This is a genomic window from Streptomyces sp. NPDC086835 (assembly GCF_044745705.1).
Classification (GTDB): Bacteria; Actinomycetota; Actinomycetes; order Streptomycetales; family Streptomycetaceae; genus Streptomyces.
Genome location: NZ_JBIVAU010000002.1, coordinates 869,051 through 890,573 on the forward strand (window position 1 = coordinate 869,051; position 21,523 = coordinate 890,573).

The 21,523-nt window shown below is 66.4% G+C and carries 21 protein-coding genes and 1 pseudogene; 18 read left to right on the top strand and 4 right to left on the bottom strand.

The annotated features are described in order from the left end of the window. Positions 1 to 166: 166 nt before the first annotated feature. The 5 genes from ACIPJI_RS10075 to ACIPJI_RS10095 all read left to right on the top strand — a co-directional run bounded on the left by ACIPJI_RS10075 (position 167) and on the right by ACIPJI_RS10095 (position 9,366). Positions 167 to 2,476, top strand: coding sequence for an LPXTG cell wall anchor domain-containing protein (locus tag ACIPJI_RS10075; RefSeq protein ID WP_402245466.1), 2,310 nt, complete (start codon positions 167 to 169; stop codon positions 2,474 to 2,476). A gap of 322 nt (positions 2,477 to 2,798) precedes the next feature. Beyond that, the gene (locus ACIPJI_RS10080; RefSeq protein ID WP_307708280.1) at positions 2,799 to 3,530 is read left to right on the top strand and encodes a hypothetical protein; all 732 of its coding nucleotides are present in this window, start codon (positions 2,799 to 2,801) and stop codon (positions 3,528 to 3,530) included. 639 nt (positions 3,531 to 4,169) lie between these two features. Further along, positions 4,170 to 4,436, top strand: a complete 267-nt coding sequence (locus ACIPJI_RS10085; RefSeq protein ID WP_402245468.1) for a hypothetical protein — start codon at positions 4,170 to 4,172, stop codon at positions 4,434 to 4,436. Positions 4,437 to 4,530: 94 nt separating this feature from the next. Next, positions 4,531 to 5,016, top strand: a complete 486-nt coding sequence (locus ACIPJI_RS10090) for a hypothetical protein (RefSeq protein WP_402245470.1) — start codon at positions 4,531 to 4,533, stop codon at positions 5,014 to 5,016. A 1,047-nt stretch (positions 5,017 to 6,063) separates the two neighbouring features. Next, complete coding sequence (locus ACIPJI_RS10095) at positions 6,064 to 9,366, top strand: type ISP restriction/modification enzyme (RefSeq protein ID WP_402245471.1); 3,303 nt, start codon at positions 6,064 to 6,066, stop codon at positions 9,364 to 9,366. 7 nt (positions 9,367 to 9,373) lie between these two features. Here ACIPJI_RS10095 and ACIPJI_RS10100 read toward each other — a convergent pair whose 3' ends face one another. The 3 genes from ACIPJI_RS10100 to ACIPJI_RS10110 all read right to left on the bottom strand — a co-directional run bounded on the left by ACIPJI_RS10100 (position 9,374) and on the right by ACIPJI_RS10110 (position 12,324). After that, positions 9,374 to 9,613 (bottom strand): hypothetical protein, encoded by a 240-nt coding sequence (locus ACIPJI_RS10100; protein ID WP_402245472.1) that lies wholly within the window; start codon positions 9,611 to 9,613, stop codon positions 9,374 to 9,376. Between the two features lie 777 nt (positions 9,614 to 10,390). Continuing rightward, positions 10,391 to 11,038, bottom strand: a complete 648-nt coding sequence (locus ACIPJI_RS10105; protein ID WP_402245473.1) for a restriction endonuclease — start codon at positions 11,036 to 11,038, stop codon at positions 10,391 to 10,393. A 212-nt stretch (positions 11,039 to 11,250) separates the two neighbouring features. Beyond that, on the bottom strand, positions 11,251 to 12,324 hold the full coding sequence (locus ACIPJI_RS10110; RefSeq protein ID WP_402245474.1) for an HNH endonuclease: 1,074 nt from the start codon (positions 12,322 to 12,324) through the stop codon (positions 11,251 to 11,253). Positions 12,325 to 12,485: 161 nt separating this feature from the next. Between ACIPJI_RS10110 and ACIPJI_RS10115 the strand changes: the two are divergent. From ACIPJI_RS10115 to ACIPJI_RS10125, 3 genes and pseudogenes are all read left to right on the top strand, one after another. Next, positions 12,486 to 12,854, top strand: a pseudogene (locus ACIPJI_RS10115) (restriction endonuclease); the annotation flags it as partial. Positions 12,855 to 12,863: 9 nt separating this feature from the next. Then, complete coding sequence (locus tag ACIPJI_RS10120; RefSeq protein ID WP_402245820.1) at positions 12,864 to 13,466, top strand: hypothetical protein; 603 nt, start codon at positions 12,864 to 12,866, stop codon at positions 13,464 to 13,466. A gap of 458 nt (positions 13,467 to 13,924) precedes the next feature. Next, on the top strand, positions 13,925 to 14,767 hold the full coding sequence (locus tag ACIPJI_RS10125; protein ID WP_402245475.1) for a nuclease-related domain-containing protein: 843 nt from the start codon (positions 13,925 to 13,927) through the stop codon (positions 14,765 to 14,767). A gap of 10 nt (positions 14,768 to 14,777) precedes the next feature. On the opposite strand, the gene ACIPJI_RS10130 is transcribed toward ACIPJI_RS10125, so the two are convergent. Further along, positions 14,778 to 15,245 carry an NUDIX hydrolase gene (locus ACIPJI_RS10130; protein ID WP_402245476.1) on the bottom strand — a complete coding sequence of 156 codons (468 nt, stop codon included), beginning with the start codon at positions 15,243 to 15,245 and terminating at the stop codon, positions 14,778 to 14,780. Positions 15,246 to 15,263: 18 nt separating this feature from the next. Here ACIPJI_RS10130 and ACIPJI_RS10135 point away from each other — a divergent pair, with 18 nt between their 5' ends. The 10 genes from ACIPJI_RS10135 (at position 15,264) to repSA (ending at position 21,518) form a co-directional block, all read left to right on the top strand. After that, positions 15,264 to 16,043, top strand: a complete 780-nt coding sequence (locus tag ACIPJI_RS10135; RefSeq protein WP_402245477.1) for a GntR family transcriptional regulator — start codon at positions 15,264 to 15,266, stop codon at positions 16,041 to 16,043. Between the two features lie 138 nt (positions 16,044 to 16,181). Further along, complete coding sequence (locus ACIPJI_RS10140) at positions 16,182 to 16,538, top strand: hypothetical protein (RefSeq protein WP_402245478.1); 357 nt, start codon at positions 16,182 to 16,184, stop codon at positions 16,536 to 16,538. A gap of 2 nt (positions 16,539 to 16,540) precedes the next feature. Further along, positions 16,541 to 17,899: an FtsK/SpoIIIE domain-containing protein gene (locus ACIPJI_RS10145; protein ID WP_402245479.1), complete on the top strand. Its 1,359-nt coding sequence runs from the start codon at positions 16,541 to 16,543 to the stop codon at positions 17,897 to 17,899. 80 nt (positions 17,900 to 17,979) lie between these two features. Beyond that, a complete protein-coding gene (locus ACIPJI_RS10150; RefSeq protein ID WP_402245481.1) occupies positions 17,980 to 18,249 on the top strand; it encodes a hypothetical protein in 270 nt (89 codons plus the stop codon). A 192-nt stretch (positions 18,250 to 18,441) separates the two neighbouring features. Then, the gene (locus ACIPJI_RS10155) at positions 18,442 to 19,113 is read left to right on the top strand and encodes a DUF2637 domain-containing protein (protein WP_402245482.1); all 672 of its coding nucleotides are present in this window, start codon (positions 18,442 to 18,444) and stop codon (positions 19,111 to 19,113) included. Positions 19,114 to 19,132: 19 nt separating this feature from the next. Then, positions 19,133 to 19,324, top strand: coding sequence for a mobile element transfer protein (locus tag ACIPJI_RS10160; RefSeq protein ID WP_402245484.1), 192 nt, complete (start codon positions 19,133 to 19,135; stop codon positions 19,322 to 19,324). Between the two features lie 14 nt (positions 19,325 to 19,338). Beyond that, positions 19,339 to 19,533, top strand: coding sequence for a hypothetical protein (locus ACIPJI_RS10165; protein WP_402245486.1), 195 nt, complete (start codon positions 19,339 to 19,341; stop codon positions 19,531 to 19,533). 17 nt (positions 19,534 to 19,550) lie between these two features. Continuing rightward, on the top strand, positions 19,551 to 19,856 hold the full coding sequence (locus ACIPJI_RS10170; protein WP_402245488.1) for a SpdD-like protein: 306 nt from the start codon (positions 19,551 to 19,553) through the stop codon (positions 19,854 to 19,856). Between the two features lie 91 nt (positions 19,857 to 19,947). Next, positions 19,948 to 20,142: a hypothetical protein gene (locus tag ACIPJI_RS10175; protein WP_402245490.1), complete on the top strand. Its 195-nt coding sequence runs from the start codon at positions 19,948 to 19,950 to the stop codon at positions 20,140 to 20,142. Beyond that, positions 20,139 to 21,518 carry a replication initiator protein RepSA gene (gene repSA / locus ACIPJI_RS10180; RefSeq protein WP_402245492.1) on the top strand — a complete coding sequence of 460 codons (1,380 nt, stop codon included), beginning with the start codon at positions 20,139 to 20,141 and terminating at the stop codon, positions 21,516 to 21,518. The genes ACIPJI_RS10175 and repSA overlap by 4 nt, the downstream gene beginning before the upstream one ends. Positions 21,519 to 21,523 lie beyond the last annotated feature (5 nt).

The window sequence follows — 21,523 nt, forward strand, 5'->3', positions numbered from 1 at the left end:
TGGGGCCGGGCCGGCGTGTCGCGGCCCAATCAGCTTGCGGTCACCTCGAGTTGCGATACAGACTCTGCCGTTGGCGGTGTCATGTCACGGGGGCTCACACCGCTCTTACCTGTCCCTCAAGCCCCCGCAGGTAGGGGACAAAGAGTTGCAATCCATACGTTCACGCGTGAGGGCGCGTCTGGCGTCCGCCGTCGCGGTCGCCGCCGCGGCGACCCTCGCGCTTACCGGCCTGCCGGGCCTCACCTCCAGCGCGGACGCCGCGCCGGCCAAGCCGCCGAACCCGGGGATGCTCTGCCGGGACTACTTCGACCTGGCCGAGGATCTCGTGGCCATCGTGGAGCTGCCCGAGGGCGACGCCTCGCGGGCCAAGGCCCACTGGGACGAATACGAGTACGAGAACCCGGGCAAGAAGTGGGACGGCCTCGGTCCGCCGTCCGCAGAGGACGTGGCGCGGCTGGAGAAGGAGCCCAAGGAGCCGCCGAAGTCCCGGGCGGTCGACCGGGTCTGGTGGAAGTGGATCAGGGCCAGCAAGAAGAACCCGAACGCCTACGGTGACTTCACCTACTGGCGCGACATCATCCTCATCAAGAACGCCGGGAACGACCCGCGGGGCAAGGCGTTCGAGAAGAAGATCATCAAGGATCACGGGCTCGTCGGCGACGACTGGATCTGCCAGAAGGAGTTCGACTTCACCGACCCTGACACCGGCAAGACCCACCGGCGCCAGGCGGACGCCTGGAACAAGCGCACCGGCGAGTCGCTGGAGATCAAGTCCAACGGGCACCCGGACCCCAAGCAGAAGCCCGGCGACATCGCCTGGTCCAAGCAGAAGGAAAGCCCGGTCAAGTCCCTGAAGTACGTCTTCGCCGAGCCGCAGGACAAGTCCGCCAGGGACCACCTGAACGAACTCAGGAAGAACGCCCCGGGCAAGGTCACCGAGTACAACTACCGCTCCAAGAAGGTGGAGTTGGCCCCGGGCGGCGGCGTACGGGACAAGACGACCACCATGCAGCCCCCGGGTTCCAAGGGTGTCACCGGCGGCGGCGCGCAGGACCTGATCCGCGAGTCGCGCCCGAACCCGAAGGACATGAAGGAGTTCCTGGACCGCAAGAAGGCGGCCGACCCCAACCGGCTCCAGCCCAAGGGGCCCGGCGGAGTCGACTTCACCACTCTGGAGCTGCGGTACATCGGCAAGCCGGTCAAGGGCCAGGGCGTCGACTACAGCTTCTCCGCGAAGGAAGTCGCCGAGGACACCGCCGGCTGGGGAGGCAAGGAGAAGGCGCAGCTCATCAACGACGCGTTCTTCACCTGGCTCGCCCTGACGCCGGAGAAGTTCTGGGTCAACCTCAACCCTGACCAGCCCGACAAGATCATGGACAGCGCGTTCGGGAAGACCGACGCCGGACGGGTCCTGCTGGAAGCCGACCTGGAGCTGAAGAGGGACTTCGCCGATGCGATGAACCCGAAGAAGCGCCCGGAGGCCGACCAGTACTGGAAGTCGTTGCCCCGTAACGCCGATGGCATTCCCTGCTGGTTCCAGGTCCGCAACTGGATCGAGCCGGACACCGCGGTCGTCCGCGAGGAGAACGGCGGCATCCACATCCTGGACACGCCGCTGAAGGTCAAGGCCCAGTACCTGAAGATCGACAACATGCCCGGCGACCCCTACCTGTGCGAGTTCGACGAGGCCGAGAAGAAGGCCACCGAGGACCGCATGAACCGGCTGATCATGCCCGAGGTCGAGCGGCGCGTGAACAACGACCCGCGCTACGCCGACCTGCGCCGCGTCTACACGGCCCGGGTGGCGGCCGAGTTCATCCGCCAGCAGGACGCCAAGGCCCCGACCGACTACCACAAGGTCATCAACAGCAACGACGTCTCCTCGTGGCCGCTGCGCGGCGAGAACAAGGACTGGACGCGGGAGAGCGTGTTCCAGGCGTACCTGAAGTCGCTGCGTGAGGGCGAGCAGCAGTGGGAGCACGACGCCGGCGGCGGCCCCTACACCATGAGCGTGGGCGGGGTGGACTTCTCCAAGCAGCCCAAGCAGAACATGGTCAAGGCCCGCTTCGACACCGAGCACCCCTACCTCCCTCGCGAGACGAAGTCATCGGTGCGCACGCTGACGGACAACGCCAAGGGCGGGGACGCGAACCTGCTGCTCCTGGGCGGCAACACCGTCGCCTCCGACGTCTCCGGCGGCGGCGACACCCCGGATCCGACGCCGACTCCCACACCGACGCCGACTCCCACGCCGACCGAGCCGGGTGAGCCGACTGGCAAGCCCACCGCTCCCACCACGCCCCCGGCCACCGGCGGGAACGGCGGTGGCAACGGCGGGAAGGGCCCGGGAGGCGATCTCGCCGACACCGGCTCCAGCGCTCCGGTCGGACTGATCGCCGGACTCGCCGCGGCCCTCGCTGCCGCAGGCGGAGGCCTGGTGTGGTGGAAGCGCCGCCGCACCGCCGGCCAGGAGTAGCCCCACCACAGCACCGCTCATAGCGGCTTCGGCCCCGCCCCCGGCAACCGGGGGCGGGGCCGAACCCGTTCATCGGCTCACTCCCGCTGCCGCGGGGCGGGACCACCTGCCTGTCCCCAACGGCCCGCGGCTCAACCGGATCGGGGGTGTTCACCCGATGAGGCCGCCGCCCCGCCGGCCAACCGATATGTGCCGGCGGCAGGTTGGCTCGTTGTCCGCCTTGACCGCAGCGGCGCGCGGACCACCTCGGGCCGACGCCGAAAAATCACAGGACCAGCCCCTGCCTCCTCCGGTAAGTTCGCTGCTGTTCGAAGGGGGAGAAGTGGCGAAGCTCAATCAGATCATCGCCGTGGAAAAGGGTGTCAAGAGCAAGTCGTTCCAGGACATCACCACGGCTCACCAGCGAGTGCAGAAGGTCGCACTGCTGGCCGGGATCTCGCGTACGTACCAGCCCAAGGACGAGGAGGGCGAGCAACTGCCGCCCGAGTCCACCAGGGTCCAGGTCAAGGCCGAGGACGTGCTCCGCGAGATGTCGGCGTCGCTGACCCGGCTGTTCGACGTGACCGCCACCAAGGACTGGGCCAACTGCTCGGCCCGCGCGGACGTCGTCGTCGACGGGCGGACGATCGTCGCCGAGGCCCCGGTCAGCTACCTGCTCTTCCTGGAGAAGCAGCTCGTCGACCTGCACACCTTCGTGAAGAAGCTGCCCGTGCTGGACGCCGCCGAGTCCTGGTCGCTCGACCCGTCGACGGACTGGTGGAAGACGGACCCCGTACGCACGATCCGGACGAAGAAGGTCCCGCGGAACCACGTCAAGGCCGAGGCGACGGACAAGCACCCGGCCCAGGTCGAGGTCTACTACGAGGACGTTCCGATCGGGTACTGGACCACGGTCAAGTTCTCCGGAGCGCTCCCCGCGCGGCGGGTGAACGAACTCCTGGAACGTGTCGAGAAGCTCCAGACCGCGGTCAAGTTCGCCCGCGAGGAGGCCAACAGCGCCGAAGTCTCCGACCAGCGGGTCGGCGACGCGGTGTTCGGCTACCTCTTCGGCTGACGGCACACCGGCCGACGCCCCAGGCGTCGGCCCCACGATCGCCCCCGCGTGCGAGCGCGGGGGTGCGCAACAGGCGCGGGCCGGAAATGAGGACCGGCTCGCGCGATGGGCGCAAGCTGAAACTGAGGTTCAGCCTGACGACACGGTGACAGTGAAGGTTCGAGTCCTTCCCCCGGCACTACGCGCCGGGGTGGCCCAACTTGGCAGAGGCAGCCGTGATCAAACTCAGACTCTCGCTCCAGCTTCAGCATCGCCACCGATCGCCAGATCGACCGGGTACGGACGAACGCCGGCGGATGCGGGTTCGAATCCAGCCTGCACCTCTCACACGGTGCGGTAGTTCAAAGGAAGAACACGTCGGCCTTATGACTGATCCGTACTCTTAAACGCCACTGGCGTGCGCAATTGGGTGGCATCCCCAGGGGCCCGGGAGCTGGATACGACTCCCGGGTCCCGCCACGTCCGGGGGCGTGCCGACGGGCGGGGGACCAGGCGCGGTGAGGGGGCGACGGGGATCCGGCCGCCAATCCGGACCCCGAAGGGCTGATCGCCACCTGGAAGCTGGTCATCGAGCCGGGCTTCTACGTCGCGAGCAAGCCGCACAAGAAGCAGAAGGTCAACAACGGCCCGGCCATTCGCATGGAGCGCGCCGATCACAAGAAGCTGAACAGCACCGACAACGACCTGGTAGCCCAGGCATGGCACCAGTGGCAGTGCGAACTGATCAGCCAGGGGCGGATCACCGAGGCGATGCGGATGGGCATCGACGACATCAAGCACAAGTTCCCCGGAAAATACGACGACCACATCCGGGAGATGGTGGAGAGCCTGAAGGACAACAAGAACATCCAGGCGCTGCTCACGAAAAAGGGCTGGACGATCGATGAAGACGAACTGCTGCGATGAGGACCCGCTGCCGATCTGTACCGCCCACCGGGATAGGCACACGGTGGATGCGGAGTAGGCGGCGGTACGTATCGGACGGTCGGAAGGGACGGCGATGATTCTGGAGCTGCTGCCGGAGGTGGGAGTGGCCACACTCAGGCTCGGCATGACGGCCGACGAGGCGGTCGGGGCCGCGCGCGAACTGGGCTTCGCCCCCTCCGACCCGGACTACGGCGACGCGCCCGGACAGGTGCTCTGCGAGCACGGGGACTCCCAGACCGAGTTCAACCTCGGCTTCACCAAGGGCGCGCTGACCGACATCCACGTGTACCGGTTCCGGATCGAGGGCGCGGATGTGACGGTCCTCCTCGACGGGCTCGACGTCTTCCGGACTCCCAGCGAAGAACTGCTGGAGCGCCTCGAGGAACGGGGCCACACGGTCGAGGAGAACGACGACGGTGTGGACACCCTTCCCGACCTCAAGGTGATCCTGTCGAACGAGAGCAGCTTCGAGTACCCGATGGACGAGGAGGGGGACCCGCTCTACTTCGACTACGCCCTTGTCACCTCGGTGGACTTCCGAGGGCCGCGCGGGGACTGACGCGGGGACCGACTCGGGCGGTCGTCGACCGGGCCGGACCTCCTCGGCCCCGTGTACGGCCGCGCCGCTCCCTCGGCCCGCTCGGGTGGCCGGGACGACCGGGCACGTCGTGCCCAGGCGACGCACCGCGACGCGGAGAGCGGGGCGGCTCGTGTTCCGGGATGCTCCCGGCGGCGGCCGGCCGCGCGGAGCAGGAGTCAACGGCGCCCTGGTCCGCGCCGGTCGACCCCCCAGGGTCGCCGCTGTTCCGCGAAGGCCGGCGCGAGCGCGGTGACCGGTGAGCGGCGCCGAGCCGGTTTCGCCACCGCCGGTGGACCCACTCGCCACGCACTCGCGATCAGCGAGCCGCAACGACAAAGAGCCGGACCCAGCGGGCTGGGTCCGGCTCTTTATAGTCTGTCACTTCCGCCGCTCAGCGGGATGATCACGCTGTTCCGGCTTCTGTGCCCCCGGGCAGGATTCGAACCTGCGCACACGGCTCCGGAGGGCCTTGCACCTGGCAGTATCCTTCCTGTTCAGCGCCCTGCAATCGGCTGAGTACCGCCTATCGGTCCACGAGTGGTCCACGGCTCCTAACGGGTCGAGTGTGGTCGTTCGAGGATCTCTCCGTGAGCCCGCCCGGTCGGGGGGAGTTTCAAAGGGGACGCTACGGGATGGTGCCGGTCGCTGTATCCGGCTGCTGTACGGCAGGATCCAGGTGGGGGGATGGCACGGAGCAGGAACTGCCGAACGGCTCCCGGTGGGCAACGACGGGCGTCCGTGGTTGCTTTGGCGCGAGTGATCACGGCCCCGTAAGCTTCCGGAGCGTTGGGCAGTCTGTGGACCGGAGGCTGAGCTCCGACGTCGACGAGAGCCGGGGACCCAAGAGCAACGGTTCCGTTCTGGCGCGACCTCGTCTGACCCTCTACGCCTCCGCGGAGTGTCGACCCGGGCCATGCTCCACGCTCGCCCCTCAACTCCGCAGGCCACGCTAAGACTTCGTCTGGATCTTCTTGCGAACCTGACATACCCTCAAGTCGTGATCGGCAGTGCGTGGGGGGTGCGGCAGTGACGCAGGAGCAGTTCGGCTGGCTCTCGGAGGCCATATCGACCTTCGGCGCGTCGTGCAAGGACATGGTGAACGGACCGGGCGACCCCGAGGCGTCCATCCGCCCGCCGATGCAGAAGCTTCTAGAGACTGTGGGCAGTCACGATGCCTTGGACGGCGTTCTGTGGCACTCTGAAACTCCTCTGCGTGATGTCGGTGTGCGCCCCGACTATGCAGTCGAGGTACACGGCGACATCGTCGGTTACATCGAAGTCAAGCGTCCCGGGCATTCTGTTGATCCGGAAAAGTTCACGGGACGTAACAAGAAGCAGTGGGAGCGACTGCGTGACCTGCCGAACGTGCTCTACACCAACGGCACGGAGTGGCGGCTTTTTCGCACCGGGGAGCAGATCGGCACTCCGGTCCTCTTCGACGGCGATTTGGCCAGTGCAGGACGGTCGTTATCCGCTCGTGAGCCTGCAGCGTTCAACAGTCTCCTGAGAACCTTCCTGCACTGGGTTCCCGAGCCAATCCGCCATGCCTCGGCTCTGGTTCGGCGCACTGCGCCGCTGTGCCGCCTGTTGCGCGCGGCGGTCCTAGAGCAATTGGAATTCGAGAGCAGGTATGCGGCGGAGGGCGCGCGTCCTGAGGAGTTGCGGTTCACAGGGCTGAAGAACGACTGGCGCAGGCTGCTTTTTCCGACGGCCGATGATGCCACCTTCGCCGACGGCTACGCCCAGGCAGTGACTTTCGCGCTGCTACTGGCGCGCACCGAGGACATCTCCTTGAAGGGGGTGGGGCTGCATGAGGTCGGTCGGCGGCTGGATGCCGGGCATGCCTTGATGGGGAAGGCCCTTCAACTCCTCACCGACAACATCACGGTGAGCTTCGAGGTCAGCCTCGATCTGCTCATTCAGGTGATTGACGCGGTTGACTGGGCGGCGATTCGTAAGGGCCGGCGGGATGCATATCTGCACCTATACGAGTCGTTCCTGGAGGTGTACGACGAGAAGCTACGGCAGAAGAGCGGCTCGTATTACACCCCGCGCGAAGTGGTCGAGGAGATGGTGCGTCTCACCGAGGACGTGCTGCGTACCCGCTTGGGCCGCTCGGACGGATATGCGGACGAGAGCGTGCGCATCGTCGATCCAGCCATGGGAACAGGCACGTACCTTCACGCGGTCATTGAACATGTCGCCGCCTGGGCCGCGGAGAACATCGGCCCCGGAGCAACGCCTGATGCAATAGGTGATCTGGCGAAGCGCCTGATCGGTTTCGAGCTGCAGATGGGGCCCTTCGCTGTCGCCGAGCTGCGGACCTCGGATCTGCTTAAGCGGCATCAAGCGGTCGCACCGCCGGATGGGATGAAGCTTTTCGTCACCGATACGTTGGACGACCCGTATCTGGCCGAGGAAACCCTCGCCTCGACGTACGGAGTGATCTCGGAGTCTCGTAAGCGGGCGAACCAGGTGAAGGCCAGCACGCCGGTCACCGTTGCGATCGGCAACCCGCCCTACGACGACAAGGCCAAGGGTCGAGGTGGCTGGGTCGAGAAGGGCACACCCGCGCAGGGCGTGGCTCCCATCGAGGCCTTCAAGTGGCCTGGCAACGGCCGCTATGAACACGTGCTGAAGAACCTCTACGTCTACTTCTGGCGCTGGGCGACGTGGAAGGTCTTCGACGCCCATCCGCAGGATCAGCAGGGAGTCGTCTGCTTCATCACGCCCTCGGGGTTCACTACTGGGCCTGGCGGGCGTGGCATGCGGGACTACCTGCGGCGCACCTGTGACGAGGGCTGGATTATCGACCTGTCTCCGGAAGGGCACCGCCCGGATGTGGCCAGCCGGATCTTCCCAGGTGTCGCCCAGCCTCTGGCCATCTGCATCTTCGTCCGCAGTAAAGACACCGACCCTGAGCGGCCCGCCCGTGTCCATTACCGCGCCGTCCACGGCAAGCGAGGCGTCAAGTACCGCCAGCTCAAGGAGATCCGGCTGGACGACGACGGCTGGCAGGACACGCACTCGGATGCCATCCGCCCCTTCCGCCCGGCCACTGAGACGGGGTGGGAGGATTGCCCCGCTCTCGGCGATCTCTTCCGCTGGGGGAGCCTGGGCATCACGGCCAACCGCTCCTGGGTCAACGGCCCCAGCAGGCAGGTGCTTGAGAAGCGATGGGCGCGTTTGATCCACGAGAACGATCTAGCCAAGAAGACGGAGCTGCTCAAGGAGACAAGGGACCGTTCGCTGCACGCCAGTAGGGATCCTTTGCCCGGGCAGCCTGAGCACACCCAGGAACTCGCAGTCGAAACAAACCTGGCGCCTGACCTGGTACGCATCGCCATGCGGAGCTTCGACCGGCAGTGGCTGATCTCCGATAGCCGTGTCATCGACTTCGCCCGGCCGGCGTTGTGGGAAGCCATGCAGCCAGATCAGCTCTTCCTGAACCAGCAGTCCTCGCACGAGATCGAAACCGGGCCGGCGATCGTCGCCACTTCCCTACTCCCCGACACCCACCATTTCAACGGCCGCGGTGGCAAGATCATGCCGATCCTCCATCCGGACGGCACTCCCAACGTGCATCCGCGCCTTCTCGCGTACCTCGCTGCCGAACTTGGCATCGACGACGTCACGGTGCACGATCTGGCTGCATATGTGGCGGCTGTTGCCGGGCACGCTGGATTCACCAAGCGGTTCACCGAGGAGCTCCTCACTCCAGGCGTGCGGCTGCCGCTCACCCGCGATTCCGCCCTGTGGTACGAAGCGGTGCAACTGGGCAAGCGCCTCTTGTGGGCCTCCACGTACGGGGAGCGCTATGCCGATCCGGAAGATGGCCGACCGGCCGGAGACGTCCTCTTTCCGCTAGGCGATGCGCGCCGGCTCCGTTACGACCAGCACATAGGGGCGGAAGTCCCCGCCGAAATCCGGTATGCCGAGATGACCGGCACCCTGCACTTGGGCGGCGGGCACGTCAGCCCTGTCCCCGCCGACGTGTGGAACTACGACGTCGGCGGCATGCAGATCATTAAGAAATGGTTCGGCTACCGAAAGGCCAACCCCAACAGCCGCAAGACCAGCCCCTTGGACGACCTGCATGTCGAGTCTTGGCCGGCCGACTGGTCGCGGGAGCTCATGGAACTGCTCTCCGTGCTACGCCGACTTGTTGACCTCGCGCCTGCCCAGCAGGACCTACTGGATCGCGTCCTCGCCGCACCCACGATTACTACAGTTGACCTTGAGAAGGTCGGTATCCTGCCGGTCCCCGACAAGGCCCGCAAACCCCACCGCCGAGTCGTGCTCCCCCCGGAGACCGGCGAGGAAGCGTAGGGCCTGGTCAGTGCGACCAACGCTCCACGTACGCCATCGCCTCCGTTACGCTCCATGCCCCGTTGGCGAGCTGGCGGAGCGCGTGCAGTTCTGCACTGAGTGAGGGTGTGCGTCGCTGGAGTTCGTCGGCGAAGACGCTCACCTCGGCCAGGCGCGTCGAGAGCACGGCGCACTCGGCTTCGAAGTGCACTGCCCTTCCGCGCGGCGTGATGGCCAGGCGGTCCCCTCTGACCTCCAACAGTCCCATCCAGCTGAGAGTTCGCACGTCATCCGCAATGCTCGCTTCTTCGAGGTCTCGGACCGCCACCGAGACGGGATCCGTATCAGGGTGTGGGACCTCGGCGAGCATGAGGTGTTGCAGAAGTTGAAGCTGCGAAGGGGAGAGAGCTGAGTGCACGGTTGTATGTCTAGCAGCACAGGGGGTCAGTCCCGTGCATCAGGACCGAGCTCGATCCAACTTCCACCTGAATCAGATCATTATCCCTGGCTTGCTCGGGGGAAGAGGGCATCGAGGCCGTACCCGACCGTACGCTGCTACGGCTTGCTGCGACCTTCGTGGCTGCCAGCAACCCTGATTCCCCGTGGTTCCCTGCCCGTTCTGGCACGGGTGTGCACGACCGACCCCCTCGATGCGAACTATCGGCGGGGCGGTCACTGAGGTCTGCCAGGCTGGCTTCTCGGCTTCTCACGTGTGCTGAAGGTCCGCTGCGGTCGGCGTGGTTGCTGTACCCCGCTGCTGTACAGCAACGAGTGCGTCGTTCGCTGCTTTGTAAGCCCGGCGCCGGTCCCAGGCCGGTCTTGGCTAGTCAACAGGCGTACAACAGCACTGAGCCTGTCCGCACTTGCATGCACAACCTCACACCCCGATTTTGCCCGTGAGAGACCGCTCATTCTGGGACGGATCTGGCACGCGCGGCGTCGCCGAAGTCTGCCTTGTAACTTCGTTCCAGAGCGGCGCCCTGGTCGGCATAGCGTCGATTCCGCATCATATATTATCCAGCCGCCCTACAGGAATTCCTGGCGATCAAAGGGGAATTGAAAGGTCGGTTATCTGATACAGGTGATCCGCCCTTTCTGACCACTTCCCGAGGGTCTCGCGGCCGATCAAAACGATCCCATGCCTTGATCCCCACTCCTCGGCGTCACGGGTAAATGACCCGTTAGTTACCACAACAATCTCTGACGCCCCGTAAACCGCACGCGCAGTACCATTAATTTGATATAGGACGGGAGCGGCGACCTTGCGACCACTAACCGTATGCTTACATTGCACCGCAATCTTTGAGCCAGCCAAATTCTCTGCGAGGACGTCGACAGCCTGATCGCCTCTACCCCCGATAACTTCAGCCTTCAGGCCATCGCGCTCCAATAGCCTCTGGATAGTAGCCTCGAATCCGGAGGGTGATTCCTTGTCAATATCCCGCATCGACGGACTGTATGCCGCCCTCCTCTTTCTTCGACTGGATTCAAGTCCAGCCAGCCAAGCTATCCTCCTACGGTCTCGTTCCCGGCTAATTTGAGCGCGCACCCTGAGATTCTCTTCTTCGAGCCGCTTAATTTCCTCCTTGTAAAGCCTAGTCTGGCGACCATGGCGTTTCTGGGCAAGGAATTCGATTGGAAGTGCAAGCAGTAGCCCTAGCGTTACTGATGCAGAGATGTCCTGGATTCTCATGAATCCATTCCCTGGATTAGCGGATGCTATAGGCAGTCCCATGGCTATGTTGTTCGCGATTGGCAAACCAAGGGAGCCAAGCATCACCAATCCCAACTTCCAACTGGCGATCTTTCTGTACGGAAATTGTGGCGAATTGCGCACGTCGCACTTACCCCATTGGTAGGACTGGAAGCGGTTCACAGACGGCTAGCGGCGCAAGTGCCGCAGAACTAGCTGCCGCTCGGTTGCGGGACCATGCCCCCAACCACATCGCGCTGCTTCATGATGCCCTCAGCGCCCCGACTCCCTTTCTGCCTCCTAAGCTCGACAATGGTCCTCAGCTCTGCGGGGGTCGGCCAGGGTGCCTGACGGTGGATCATGCGGTGGCAGTTGGCGCAGATAAGCGCGAGATCGCTGAGCCTCGTCCGGCCCTCCCCCGCTTCATGCAGCGGAACAACATGGTGGCACTCGATATATCCGGCGCCGCGGTCGCCGTAGACCTGCTCAAAGTCGAAATCGCACGCTTCACAAGCGAGCCGCCCGCCGCGTTGAAGAACGGAATCGATCTTCTTCCTACGCAGGCCCTTGTTCCGTTCACGCGCCCTGTGCCGGCGCATGAGAAGTCGCCCTTCGGGCGCGCTGTAGTCGTCGTCGAACTCCTCCTCATCCGTCGGAAGAAGGGATTGCAACTCGCCTGTCGCGATGCCCTGACGGATGAGTTGCGCGGCCTCGCTCATCTCCTCCGGCCGGGCAAGAAACTCGTGCAGCACTGCGACATCGAGGACGCCGCCGTTGGTCGGTTTGCCCTGATACTCCGGGTGCCGGGTAGCGATGTCGAACGTCTTGCGCGCGACACCATTGGGGTTGCGGAACTTCTCGTTGCGCTCCGCTTCAGCATGGATGGGAAGCAGCTGGAGCAGGGTAGACAGCTCCACCACCCGGCTGTCCTGGGCGTCCAGCCCCCTCCAGCCGTTGGCCATCACCAGATGGCAGGCGAGGATGATCTCGTCGCGTGCCCAATCCGGGTTCCTGATGACTTTGACCTGGAAGCCCGCCCGCTTGAGCCACGCCGCGGCGTGGTCCTTGCCCCCGCTGAACTCGTCCGGAGTGAGGGCCCGCTCCTGGGTCCACTTGTGCGCCACCCCGGCGACCGCCTTGGAGTCGTACTCCTGCCCCTCATGCACCAGGACGTACGACCGCGCCTCCCCGAAGCCGTAGCTTGCCAAGAAGGCATCACGCCCCAACTCATCGTGCTCCGCCAGGGCCTTGAGCACGGACTCCCGTGTGATCGCTCCTCTACGCATGGCTGAAGGGTACGACTGAGCACTGACAGCACCGAGGGCATCGAACAGCGAACCGTGATCGACTGTGTCACGGACCTGGTTGCACCGTCGGCACGCAACTAGGAGCCGTACGCTAGCTGTTGACTCGGACGGCAGAAAGCCACCAGAGCACAGGGGGAAGTATGTCCGTTCCACCGCCCGGACCCAACTTTCGTGAGGCAGAATTCACGCAATTCTTGGTCGAGCTATTGCGGAAGTCTGGGTACACAAAAACCCAATCAGAAGTTGCGGTGTCTGGAGACAGGCGGGTTGACATCATCGCCGGTTCGCCAGACGAAACTCTGATCATCGAGGTGAAGGGGACATCTCCCCAGACACTTCGGCGGCTCAGGGAAAGCGTAGAGCAACTAGAAAGGTACTCCTCCCTGGTTCAAAGTGACGCCGACTCAGGGCGTCCGCATCGGCTGATTCTGGCAACCCCCGGAGATCTAGCAAGGGACACCAGGGAGCGCCTCTCCCGGAAAGGCGTAACACTCTGGGATGGGCGCCTGCTCGCACAAATGTCAGCAGCAGCCGGGATGGAGGGGGAAGCTTCTCAATTTCTGAGCAACGAGCATTTTTCAGAAATGTCGCGTAGTCAACAACCCGACTTCGCTGAGCAGCTTGCAAAAATTCCGCCTGGCCGCGCCGCGTGGTCCGCTTACCAGCGGCTATGCCGCCAGATAGCAGAGTACCTATTCTGCCCACCGCTACGACCCGCGATCTGGGAGAGCACCAACGAGGCCGAGGTAAACAAGAGAGACTTCATCCTGCCTAACTACTCTACTGATGGTTTCTGGAAATTCCTCCGAGACGAGTATCGAGCTCATTACGTAGTGGTCGACGCCAAGAACTATCGAGAGGGAATCGAGAAGGAGCAAGTGCTCCAAATCGCTAACTACCTCTCGCACCATGGAACCGGTCTATTCGCGCTCATTATGACTCGCAGCGAAGCGAAACAGTCGGCTTTGTACACCATGAGAGAGCAATGGATTCTCCATAACAAGATGATCGTAGTTCTCCAAGATAGCGACGTCTTGCAGATGCTCACTGACAAGTCCTTCGGCAATGACCCAGCGGAGCTTGTTCGGCAGAAGATTGAGGACTTCCGATTGGGACTGTAAAGGCTCAGGTCTCGACCCCGGATCGCGGGGAAAACCAGGTCGGTGGAGCGGCTTTGGGCGGGAGCTGCCATGGGGCGAGAGATCGGGGCCCGTACGCTGGTCAGCGAAATCGGGCAGTCTGTGGACCTGCCCGTTAAGGCCCGATGTGGGCCCCGATCTTCGAGGCTCGCCCCATGGTGGCTGCCTAAAGCTGCGGAGCCGACCGCCCCAGCCCCGTGCCGGCCTGTTCTCACCTCGGGCAAGATGCCTCGCTCTAGCCGCGTGACCGGCGTAGCCGGGGACGGAGCGGGGCGGAGACAGGAGCGTCGTCCCCGGCGGTGACGCCGGGGAGCGCGCGCGGCGAGCGGAGCGAGCCGCCTTGATGAAGTAGAGAAACTCTTACCGCATGGGCGCTCTTGTGGCTCCGTGGGTCCCGCTGCTGCGATAGCGACAACGTCGTTACGAGCGCTGGGGGATCAGTGGAAGAGCTGCGCATCACGTCGTGGAAGCGGTTCGGGCATGATCGGCTCTACGCGAATCTAGCTGACGGCACCGCTGTCGCGTGGCTCGACCGCCGGTCCGGTGAGGTCACCATTGTGGAACCGAAGTATCGACAGGCTGCTCTGGATGCGCTCGCGCTGCACATGCATGGGCCGTCAACGACCAAGCCTGTTTTGCCCGCGGCACCGCAGCTGCCGCCGCTGTCCCCTGAGTTCGACTTAGCGTCCAACGCGCCTGGCACCGCACTTCGAGACCGGCTGAACAAGACCGGCCCAACGCTGGCAGAACGGGCCTTGGCTTGGCTCCTGCGCCGGCCAAGCCCAATGCAGTCATGGCGAACTGGGCTGGCCGGTGAGAAGAGAGTGGGCTCCGAGCTGAACCGTCTCACGCGGCAGGGCTGGCACGTCCTTCACGCTGTCCCGCTACCTCGTGACGTCGACGTTGATCACCTACTCATCGGCCCCGGCGGGGTGTTCAGCATCAACACCAAAAACCATCAGGGCAAGGCCGTCTGGGTCGGGGACGATATGATCAGGGTCAACCGCGGCAAGCCACAGCCGTACGCGATCAAGAGTCGAGCTGAGGCGAAGCGAGTTCAACGAGTGCTCGAAAAGTACTCAGGCTTTGCGGTCCCGGTTCAGCCGGTCCTGGTCTTCGTAGGGGTCTCCGAGCTGAACGTTGTAGCTACGCAGGTGACCGTTCGTGTCTACCGCGAGCGTGAGGTCTCCGCTCTCGGGCCCCTGTCCGGCGTTCTTGATCAATCGCAGGTGCAGCATGTGTACGGCGTCGCCCGAGATCGCCGTGTCTGGCTCGACGCCTGATCCGATCGCCTTAGCCGGCCTTCAGGAGACGCTTGCCGTCGTGACTGCGCACATGAGGGCCGCTACCGTCCAACGCATCGAGCAGGCGAACCGCGTAGACCTCGGCCATGCGTTCGGCGACCTCTTCCGGGGTGAGCCAATCAACTGCCGTCGTTTCGACTGAGGTTCGCTCTACCCCGCCAGCGGGCTTGCAACGGAACACCAGTGCAACGATGCCACGCGTGGTGTTCTTGTAGACCCCGGTCAGCTCGTCGACCTCGACCCGGATACCAGTCTCTTCCCAGACCTCGCGGGCTACGCCCTCCTCAGGGGCCTCGGTGAGTTCGAGGACCCCGCCGGGCAGCTCCCAGGTTCCGTTGTCCGCTCGACGGATCGCCAGGAGTCGCCCGTCCTCGCGCACCACTGCTCCCGCCACGGACACGGAGTGCAGTGGCGTTGACTGGGTCTCGCTGGCGCTGTTACTCATGTACAGGAGCATAGGAGAGTGAGAAGGACTGTGGGAACTCCCGTAGGAGGTGGCAGGTCCGTACCTCGGTACGTTCAGATCGCCGACGAGATCATTCAGCAGATCCGGGCAGGCGTCCTCAAGCCTGGTGACCTGGTGCCCAGCGAATCCGAGCTGGTGGAGCGCTACGGCGTTTCCGGCGGCACCATCCGAAAAGCCATGGTGGAGGTCAGGGCCAGTGGCCTGGTGGACACCCGCCATGGCAAGGGCTCGATTGTGAAGGACCGGCCGCCCGTGCGGCTGCGCTCCTCGGATCGCTTCCGCGCCTCGCACCGCCGCGGCGGCAAGGCGGCCTACCTCGCCGAGTCGGCCCAGTCTGGCGCCACGGCCAAGGTGAGCGTCCTCTACATCGGCCCGATGGAAGCTCCCGAGGAGATCGCCGAACGGCTCGACGTTCCCGCCGGCACTCAGGTCCTCGCCCGGCGACGCCTCTACTTCCGCAACGGCGTCCCGGTGGAAACCGCCACGTCATACCTGCCGTGGGACGTGGTGAAGGACATCCCCGAGCTGTTCGCCGAGAACCCCGGCCCCGGCGGCATCTACGCTCGGCTGGAGGGCGACGGCCACGTCTTCGCCGAGTTCGTCGAGACGCTGACAGCGCGCCCGGCCGCCAAGGCTGAAGCATCCGAACTGGCGCTCAGCCCCGGCGCACCCGTCGTTCATCTGCTCCGCAATGCGGTCACCGAAGCGGGTCGCGTCGTGGAGGTCTGCGACACCCTCATGGCTGCTGACCAGTTCGTTTTCGAGTACCGCATCCCCGCATCGGACTGACGCTCGCTCAACTCCCCTCAACCCGCCGGGACTTCTTCGTCCTGGCGGGTTGACTCATGTATAGGAGTCATGCACTCTTCTTCATGTCACTCATGTACATGAGTGGCGGAGTCCAGCACTTCTAGAGGAGTGATCGTTGTGCGTCAGATCCCCGTCGACACCACCGGCGCCGTCGTGATGGTGGCCCAGCCCCCGCAGCCGAAGATCGCCAACCGTCAGACCGGAGAGGTCGCCACTGACCGGGACACCGGTACACCGCTGATGACGATCGACGTCATGTTCGTGATGAACGGCAACGCCGAGATCCTGAGCCTGACCGTTCCGGAGACCGGGTTCACCGGCGAGCTGACCACCGGCACCCCGGTCGGCCTCACCGGCGTCGTGGCCCGGCCGTGGGAGAACGATTTCAACGGTCAGAAGCGGCACGGCATCAGCTTCCGCGCAATCGCCGTCACCTCCCTGGCGGCCGACGCCGGCAAGCCGAAGGCGGCCTGATCATGACCGGGACAGCGATCGGCCTGCTGGTCGTCGTCGGGCTGGCGCTGCTGCTCAAGTGGCGCCGCCCCGCCTGGTACTGGCTCGCCTTCGGCATTGGCATCGCGGCCCTGCGGGTCCTGGTCCGGTACGCCTCGGTCATGGACGCGTGCGGGCTCGCGGCCCCGCCGTCCCGGTGGCGGCTGGCCTGGGCTCGAATCGCCCGCCGGCCGGTCCCTGGCCCCCGGCCGCCACGCATCCTGAGCCTGCGCCCGACCCGTACCGGGCTGGTGCTGCGGCTGGGGCTGCGGCCCGGTCAAGACGCCTTCGACTTCGCCGCCTCCACGGACCGCCTGCGGCACTCGTTCACCATGCAAGGCGTCACCTCGCGCGAGATCCGCTCGGGTGTGGTCGAACTGCGGATGACCGGCTACGACGTCCTTGCCCGGGTGCAGATGCCCGCCAAGCTCGACCGCATGCCGATGCGCGTCCCGGTCGCGCTGCGGGAGGACGGTGCCGTGCACTACCGCGATTACCGGACCTCACCGCACGCACTGACGATCGGGGCCGTGGGCTCCGGCAAGTCCGTGTACCAGCGTCATCTGGTCGCCGAACTCGCTGCGCAAGACGTGGCCTTGGTCGGCATCGACTGCAAACAGGGGGTGGAGCTGTTCCCGCTGGCCCGCCGGTTCTCCGCGCTGGCCGACAACCCCGACACCGCAGCTGACCTCCTCGACGCGCTCGTGTCGCACATGGAGGGCGTCTACCAACTGGTTCGCGCCGACCAGCGCATCACCGCCGACATCCCCGACGCGGAGATCGCCGCCGACATCTGGGACCTCCCGGCCCCTCTGCGGCCTGTCCCGATCGTGGTCCTCGTGGACGAGGTGGCAGAACTGGCACTGTCCCCAACCAAGGCGGACGAACCGCGTCGGGACCGCATCATCACCGCCCTCGTGCGCCTGGCCCAGCTCGGCCGCGCCGCCGGCATCTATCTGGAGATCTGCGGCCAGCGCTTCGGCTCCGAACTCGGCAAGGGCATCACCATGCTCCGCGCCCAGCTCACCGCCCGCACCGCCCACCGCGTCAACGACGAAACCAGCGCCAACATGGCCTTCGGCGACATCTCCCCAGACGCCGTCCTGGCCGCCATCTCCATCCCCACCGACACCCCCGGCCTCGCCGTCACCGGCGACTCGACCGGCGGCTGGGCCCGCATCCGCACCCCGCACACCTCGATGCGCCAGGCCGTCAACGCCTGCAACCGGCACGCCCACCGCACTCCGGAACTGCCCGCGCTCGCCGCCTTCCGGCCCGAACTGCCGCCCACGGTGCCGCTCGTCAAGATCCCGGCTCCGACAGAGGCACCCGCCTCCGCCTGACACACCCCGCACCCGGTCGACGCGACCACCTCGCGCCAACTCCCTACCCCCGCCATGCCCGAAACCTGAGAGGACCTGTCATGCCTCACCCCTTGGCCACCCTGGACGGTCTCGCCCCTGACGACTTCCTCGGTCAGCTCGCTGCCTTGCGGTCCACGCGTGATCAGTTCGACCGCGACATTCGCGAGTACCTGGCTTATGCACGGGAGTTCACACGCCCTCGGCCCTACACCCTGGCCGAGCTCGCCGAGGCCGCCGGGATGTCGATCTCCGGCGTGCGCACCGCCTACACGCCGGCTGACCTCGATGCGGTGGCCCGCGCCCTGGGTCGCGCTCCGCGGCGGCAGTGATGGCCAGCGCCCGCTAGCCCCGCGCGAGGAAGTGCCCGGACTGCAAGGGCGCCGGCGAGACCGCTGAATCAGTCCGCGTCGGCTCCGCCCGCAAGTTCCGCGAGACCACCGACCGACAGGCCGCGCTCTGCCTGACCTGCCTCGGCTCCGGCACCGCCCCGACCGCCTGACACCCCAAGAGGAGGTGAAGACATGACCCGCTCACTCCGCGTCGACGCCGTCCTGGTGCAAGCCGTGATCGCCGGGGCCCTGTCCTTCGCCCACCTGCACGACCTTGCCGCCGCTGCCGGGCAGACCGGATGGAAGGCCTGGGCCTACCCGGTCTCCGTCGACCTGCTCCTCGTCGCCGCCTGGCGACGGCTGCGCAACGACGGGCCGTCCCGGCTCGCCTGGTGCTGGTTCCTGATCGCCCTGGTGGCCTCGCTCGGCGCGAACGTCGCAACCGCAGGATTCCTCGACCTGGCGCATCCGCCCGCCTGGTTGCGCTTCGGCATCGCCGGATGGCCCGCGCTCGCCTTCCTCGGCGGCACGCTTCTCGCCCACTCGCCGACCACGGCTGGCCCCGCCCTCGGCCCCGAACCGGAGCCGGAGCCGGAGGCGGTGGAGGTTGTGCCGGCCGAGCCGGATTCCGCACCTGAGCCGGGTCCCGTCACCGAGCCGGAGCCCACCCCGGCCCTGCCCGCAGCGCCCGAGCCGGAGCCCGCCCCGGCTCCGCCGGTCCCGGCCGCGCTGGTCGACCACGCCCGCAAGGTCGCCGACGCGCACCGCGCCGCCACCGGCACACGGATCGACACCGACACCCTGCGCGCTCGCCTCGGCGTCCCGGCCCCGATGGCCGACGCCATCGCCGCCCAGCTCGCCTGACTCGAAAGGAGACCCCGTCATGCCCGCCCGAGAGCACTTCCACTCCGTGATGCGGATCGGCCCGGTTCAGGTCGGCACCCACCGCGACCGGCACGGGCGCACCAAGCACGCCGCCGTCTGCACCGCCGACCGCTGCGGCTGGTCCGCCGACTACTCCAGCTCCTCCGCGGCCCAGCTCGCCGCCCGCACTCACCGCTGCCGCATCGCCTGACAGGAGACCGTCCGATGAACGTCGAACTCCCGCTCATCCTCGTCATCGCCGTCTTCGGCTACTTCGGTATCCGACTCTTCCGCCCGCCGACCTGGCTGATCGTGGTGCTCCTCCTCGGCGGCTTCCTCCTCGCCGACACCTTCCTGGCCCCCGCCATCGAGTCCGGCACCCGCACCGGCGTCGACGCCGTGAACGACACCACCAAGTGACCGAACGGAGAACCGCCATGCTCCGCCCGAAGATCCCGACCATGCCGACCCCGACCGGCATCGTCACCCGGCCGGTCGTCGAGCCGACCGCGATCGTCCAGCACACCCCAGCCCAGGCCCCGGTCGCCGTCGCCCCGGCGGTACCGGCCCGGCCCACGCCCGGCACCGCGCTCGCCCTCGTTGGTGGCGGCACCGCCGTCGTCCTGGTCGTCGGCGCGGTCTTGGTCTCGATGCTCCTGGCGGTCGCCGTCACCGCGGCTTCGGTCGCCGTGTGCGCGCTCGTCGTTCGCTCGCTGATCGCCTCCGAGCACAAGCGCCGCTGACCGGCCCCCGGGACGGTCTCAACCGCCAAGTCTTGCCCGCCCCGGGAGCCGTGCCCCAACCCATCGCAAAGGACAAGAAGGGACACCCATCATGGCCCAGCCCACCACCAGGCCCGTGCGGGTCTGCTCGAACTGCGACGGCTTCCCCGCCGTGCGCATCACCCTCGGCGGCCGCGACCGGCGCGGCAACCTGCGCACCATCACCGTCCACTGCCCGGCCTGCCACGGCACCGGCACCCGCCCCGCCCGCCGGCCTATCCCTGCCCGCGTCGAGGTGGCCGCGTGACGAACACCGCCACTGCGGCGGGCCTGGACCCGGCCACCCTCGTGGATGTCCTCCGGGTGGCCGGGTCTCCCGGCTTCGACCGCTGGAAGGACCAGGTGCACCGCACCGGCGGTTGCTCCGACCCGATCCACCTCACCGGCTGGACCCTCGCCAAAGACCGCACGACCGGCCAGATCCTGCGCCGCTACTCGACTGAGCACGAGCCGGACGGACGGCTCCGCGTCGCCTGCGGCAACCGCCGCGCCTCCCGCTGCCCCACCTGCGCTTATACGTACGCGGGGGACACCTACCACCTCATCCGCGCGGGCCTGGCGGGCGACGAGTCCAAGGACATCCCGGCGACTGTCCGGGATCACCCGCGCGTCTTCGCGACGCTCACCGCTCCTTCGTTCGGCCCGGTGCACAACCGGCCGGACCGTGGCGTCTGTCGCTGCGGCACCCGCCACCTCGAGGACGACCCCGCCCTGGGTACCGCCCTCGACCCGGCCACCTACGACTACGCGGGCACGGTCCTGTTCAACAACCACGCCGGGCAGCTGTGGCAGCGCTTCACCACCCGGCTCCGCCGTGAGATCGCCGCCCGCGCCGGACTCACCCAACGCGAACTCAAGGACGTGCTGCGCCTCTCTTACGGCAAGGTCGCGGAGTTCCAGAAGCGGGGCGCGATCCACTTCCACGCCGTGATCCGCCTCGACGGACCCGACGGCCCCGACTCGCCGCCCCCGTCGTGGGCGAGCGTGCAGCTGCTCGAGGACTCGATCCGGGCCGCCGTCGCCCACTCCTACACCTCGATCACCGTCCCCGCCGCCGGGGACCAGCCGCGCCGGCCGTTCCGCTGGGGCCGCCAGCTCGACATCCGACCCGTGAAGGCCTTCGGCGACGGGTCTGACATCACCGAGCAGGCCGTCGCCGCCTACGTCGCCAAGTACGCCACCAAAGCGGCCGAGTCGACCGGCAGCCTCGACCGCCGGATCGGCAACCGGGAAGTGCTCGACCTCCTGGACGTACCCGACCATCCGCGCCGTCTCATCGAGGCATGCCTCGACCTGGCCCCGCTCTACCCGGATCGGAAGCTGGACGCCTGGGCGCACATGCTCGGCTTCCGCGGCCACTTCTCCACCAAATCCCGCCGCTACTCCACCACCCTCGGCGCCCTGCGCCAGATCCGCGCCGACTACCGCGCCGCCCAGGACCACGACGCCCTCGGCGACCCGGACACGGTGCTGGTCCTCGCCTCCTGGGAGTACGCCGGCCACGGCCACACCCCCGGCGAATCCGCCCTCGCCGCCTCCATCGCCCGCGACATCCAACTCAACCGCGAAACCGCCCGCGAAGCCCTGCACGACCAACTCGCCCTGGAAGGGAGCCTGATGTGAAAGAC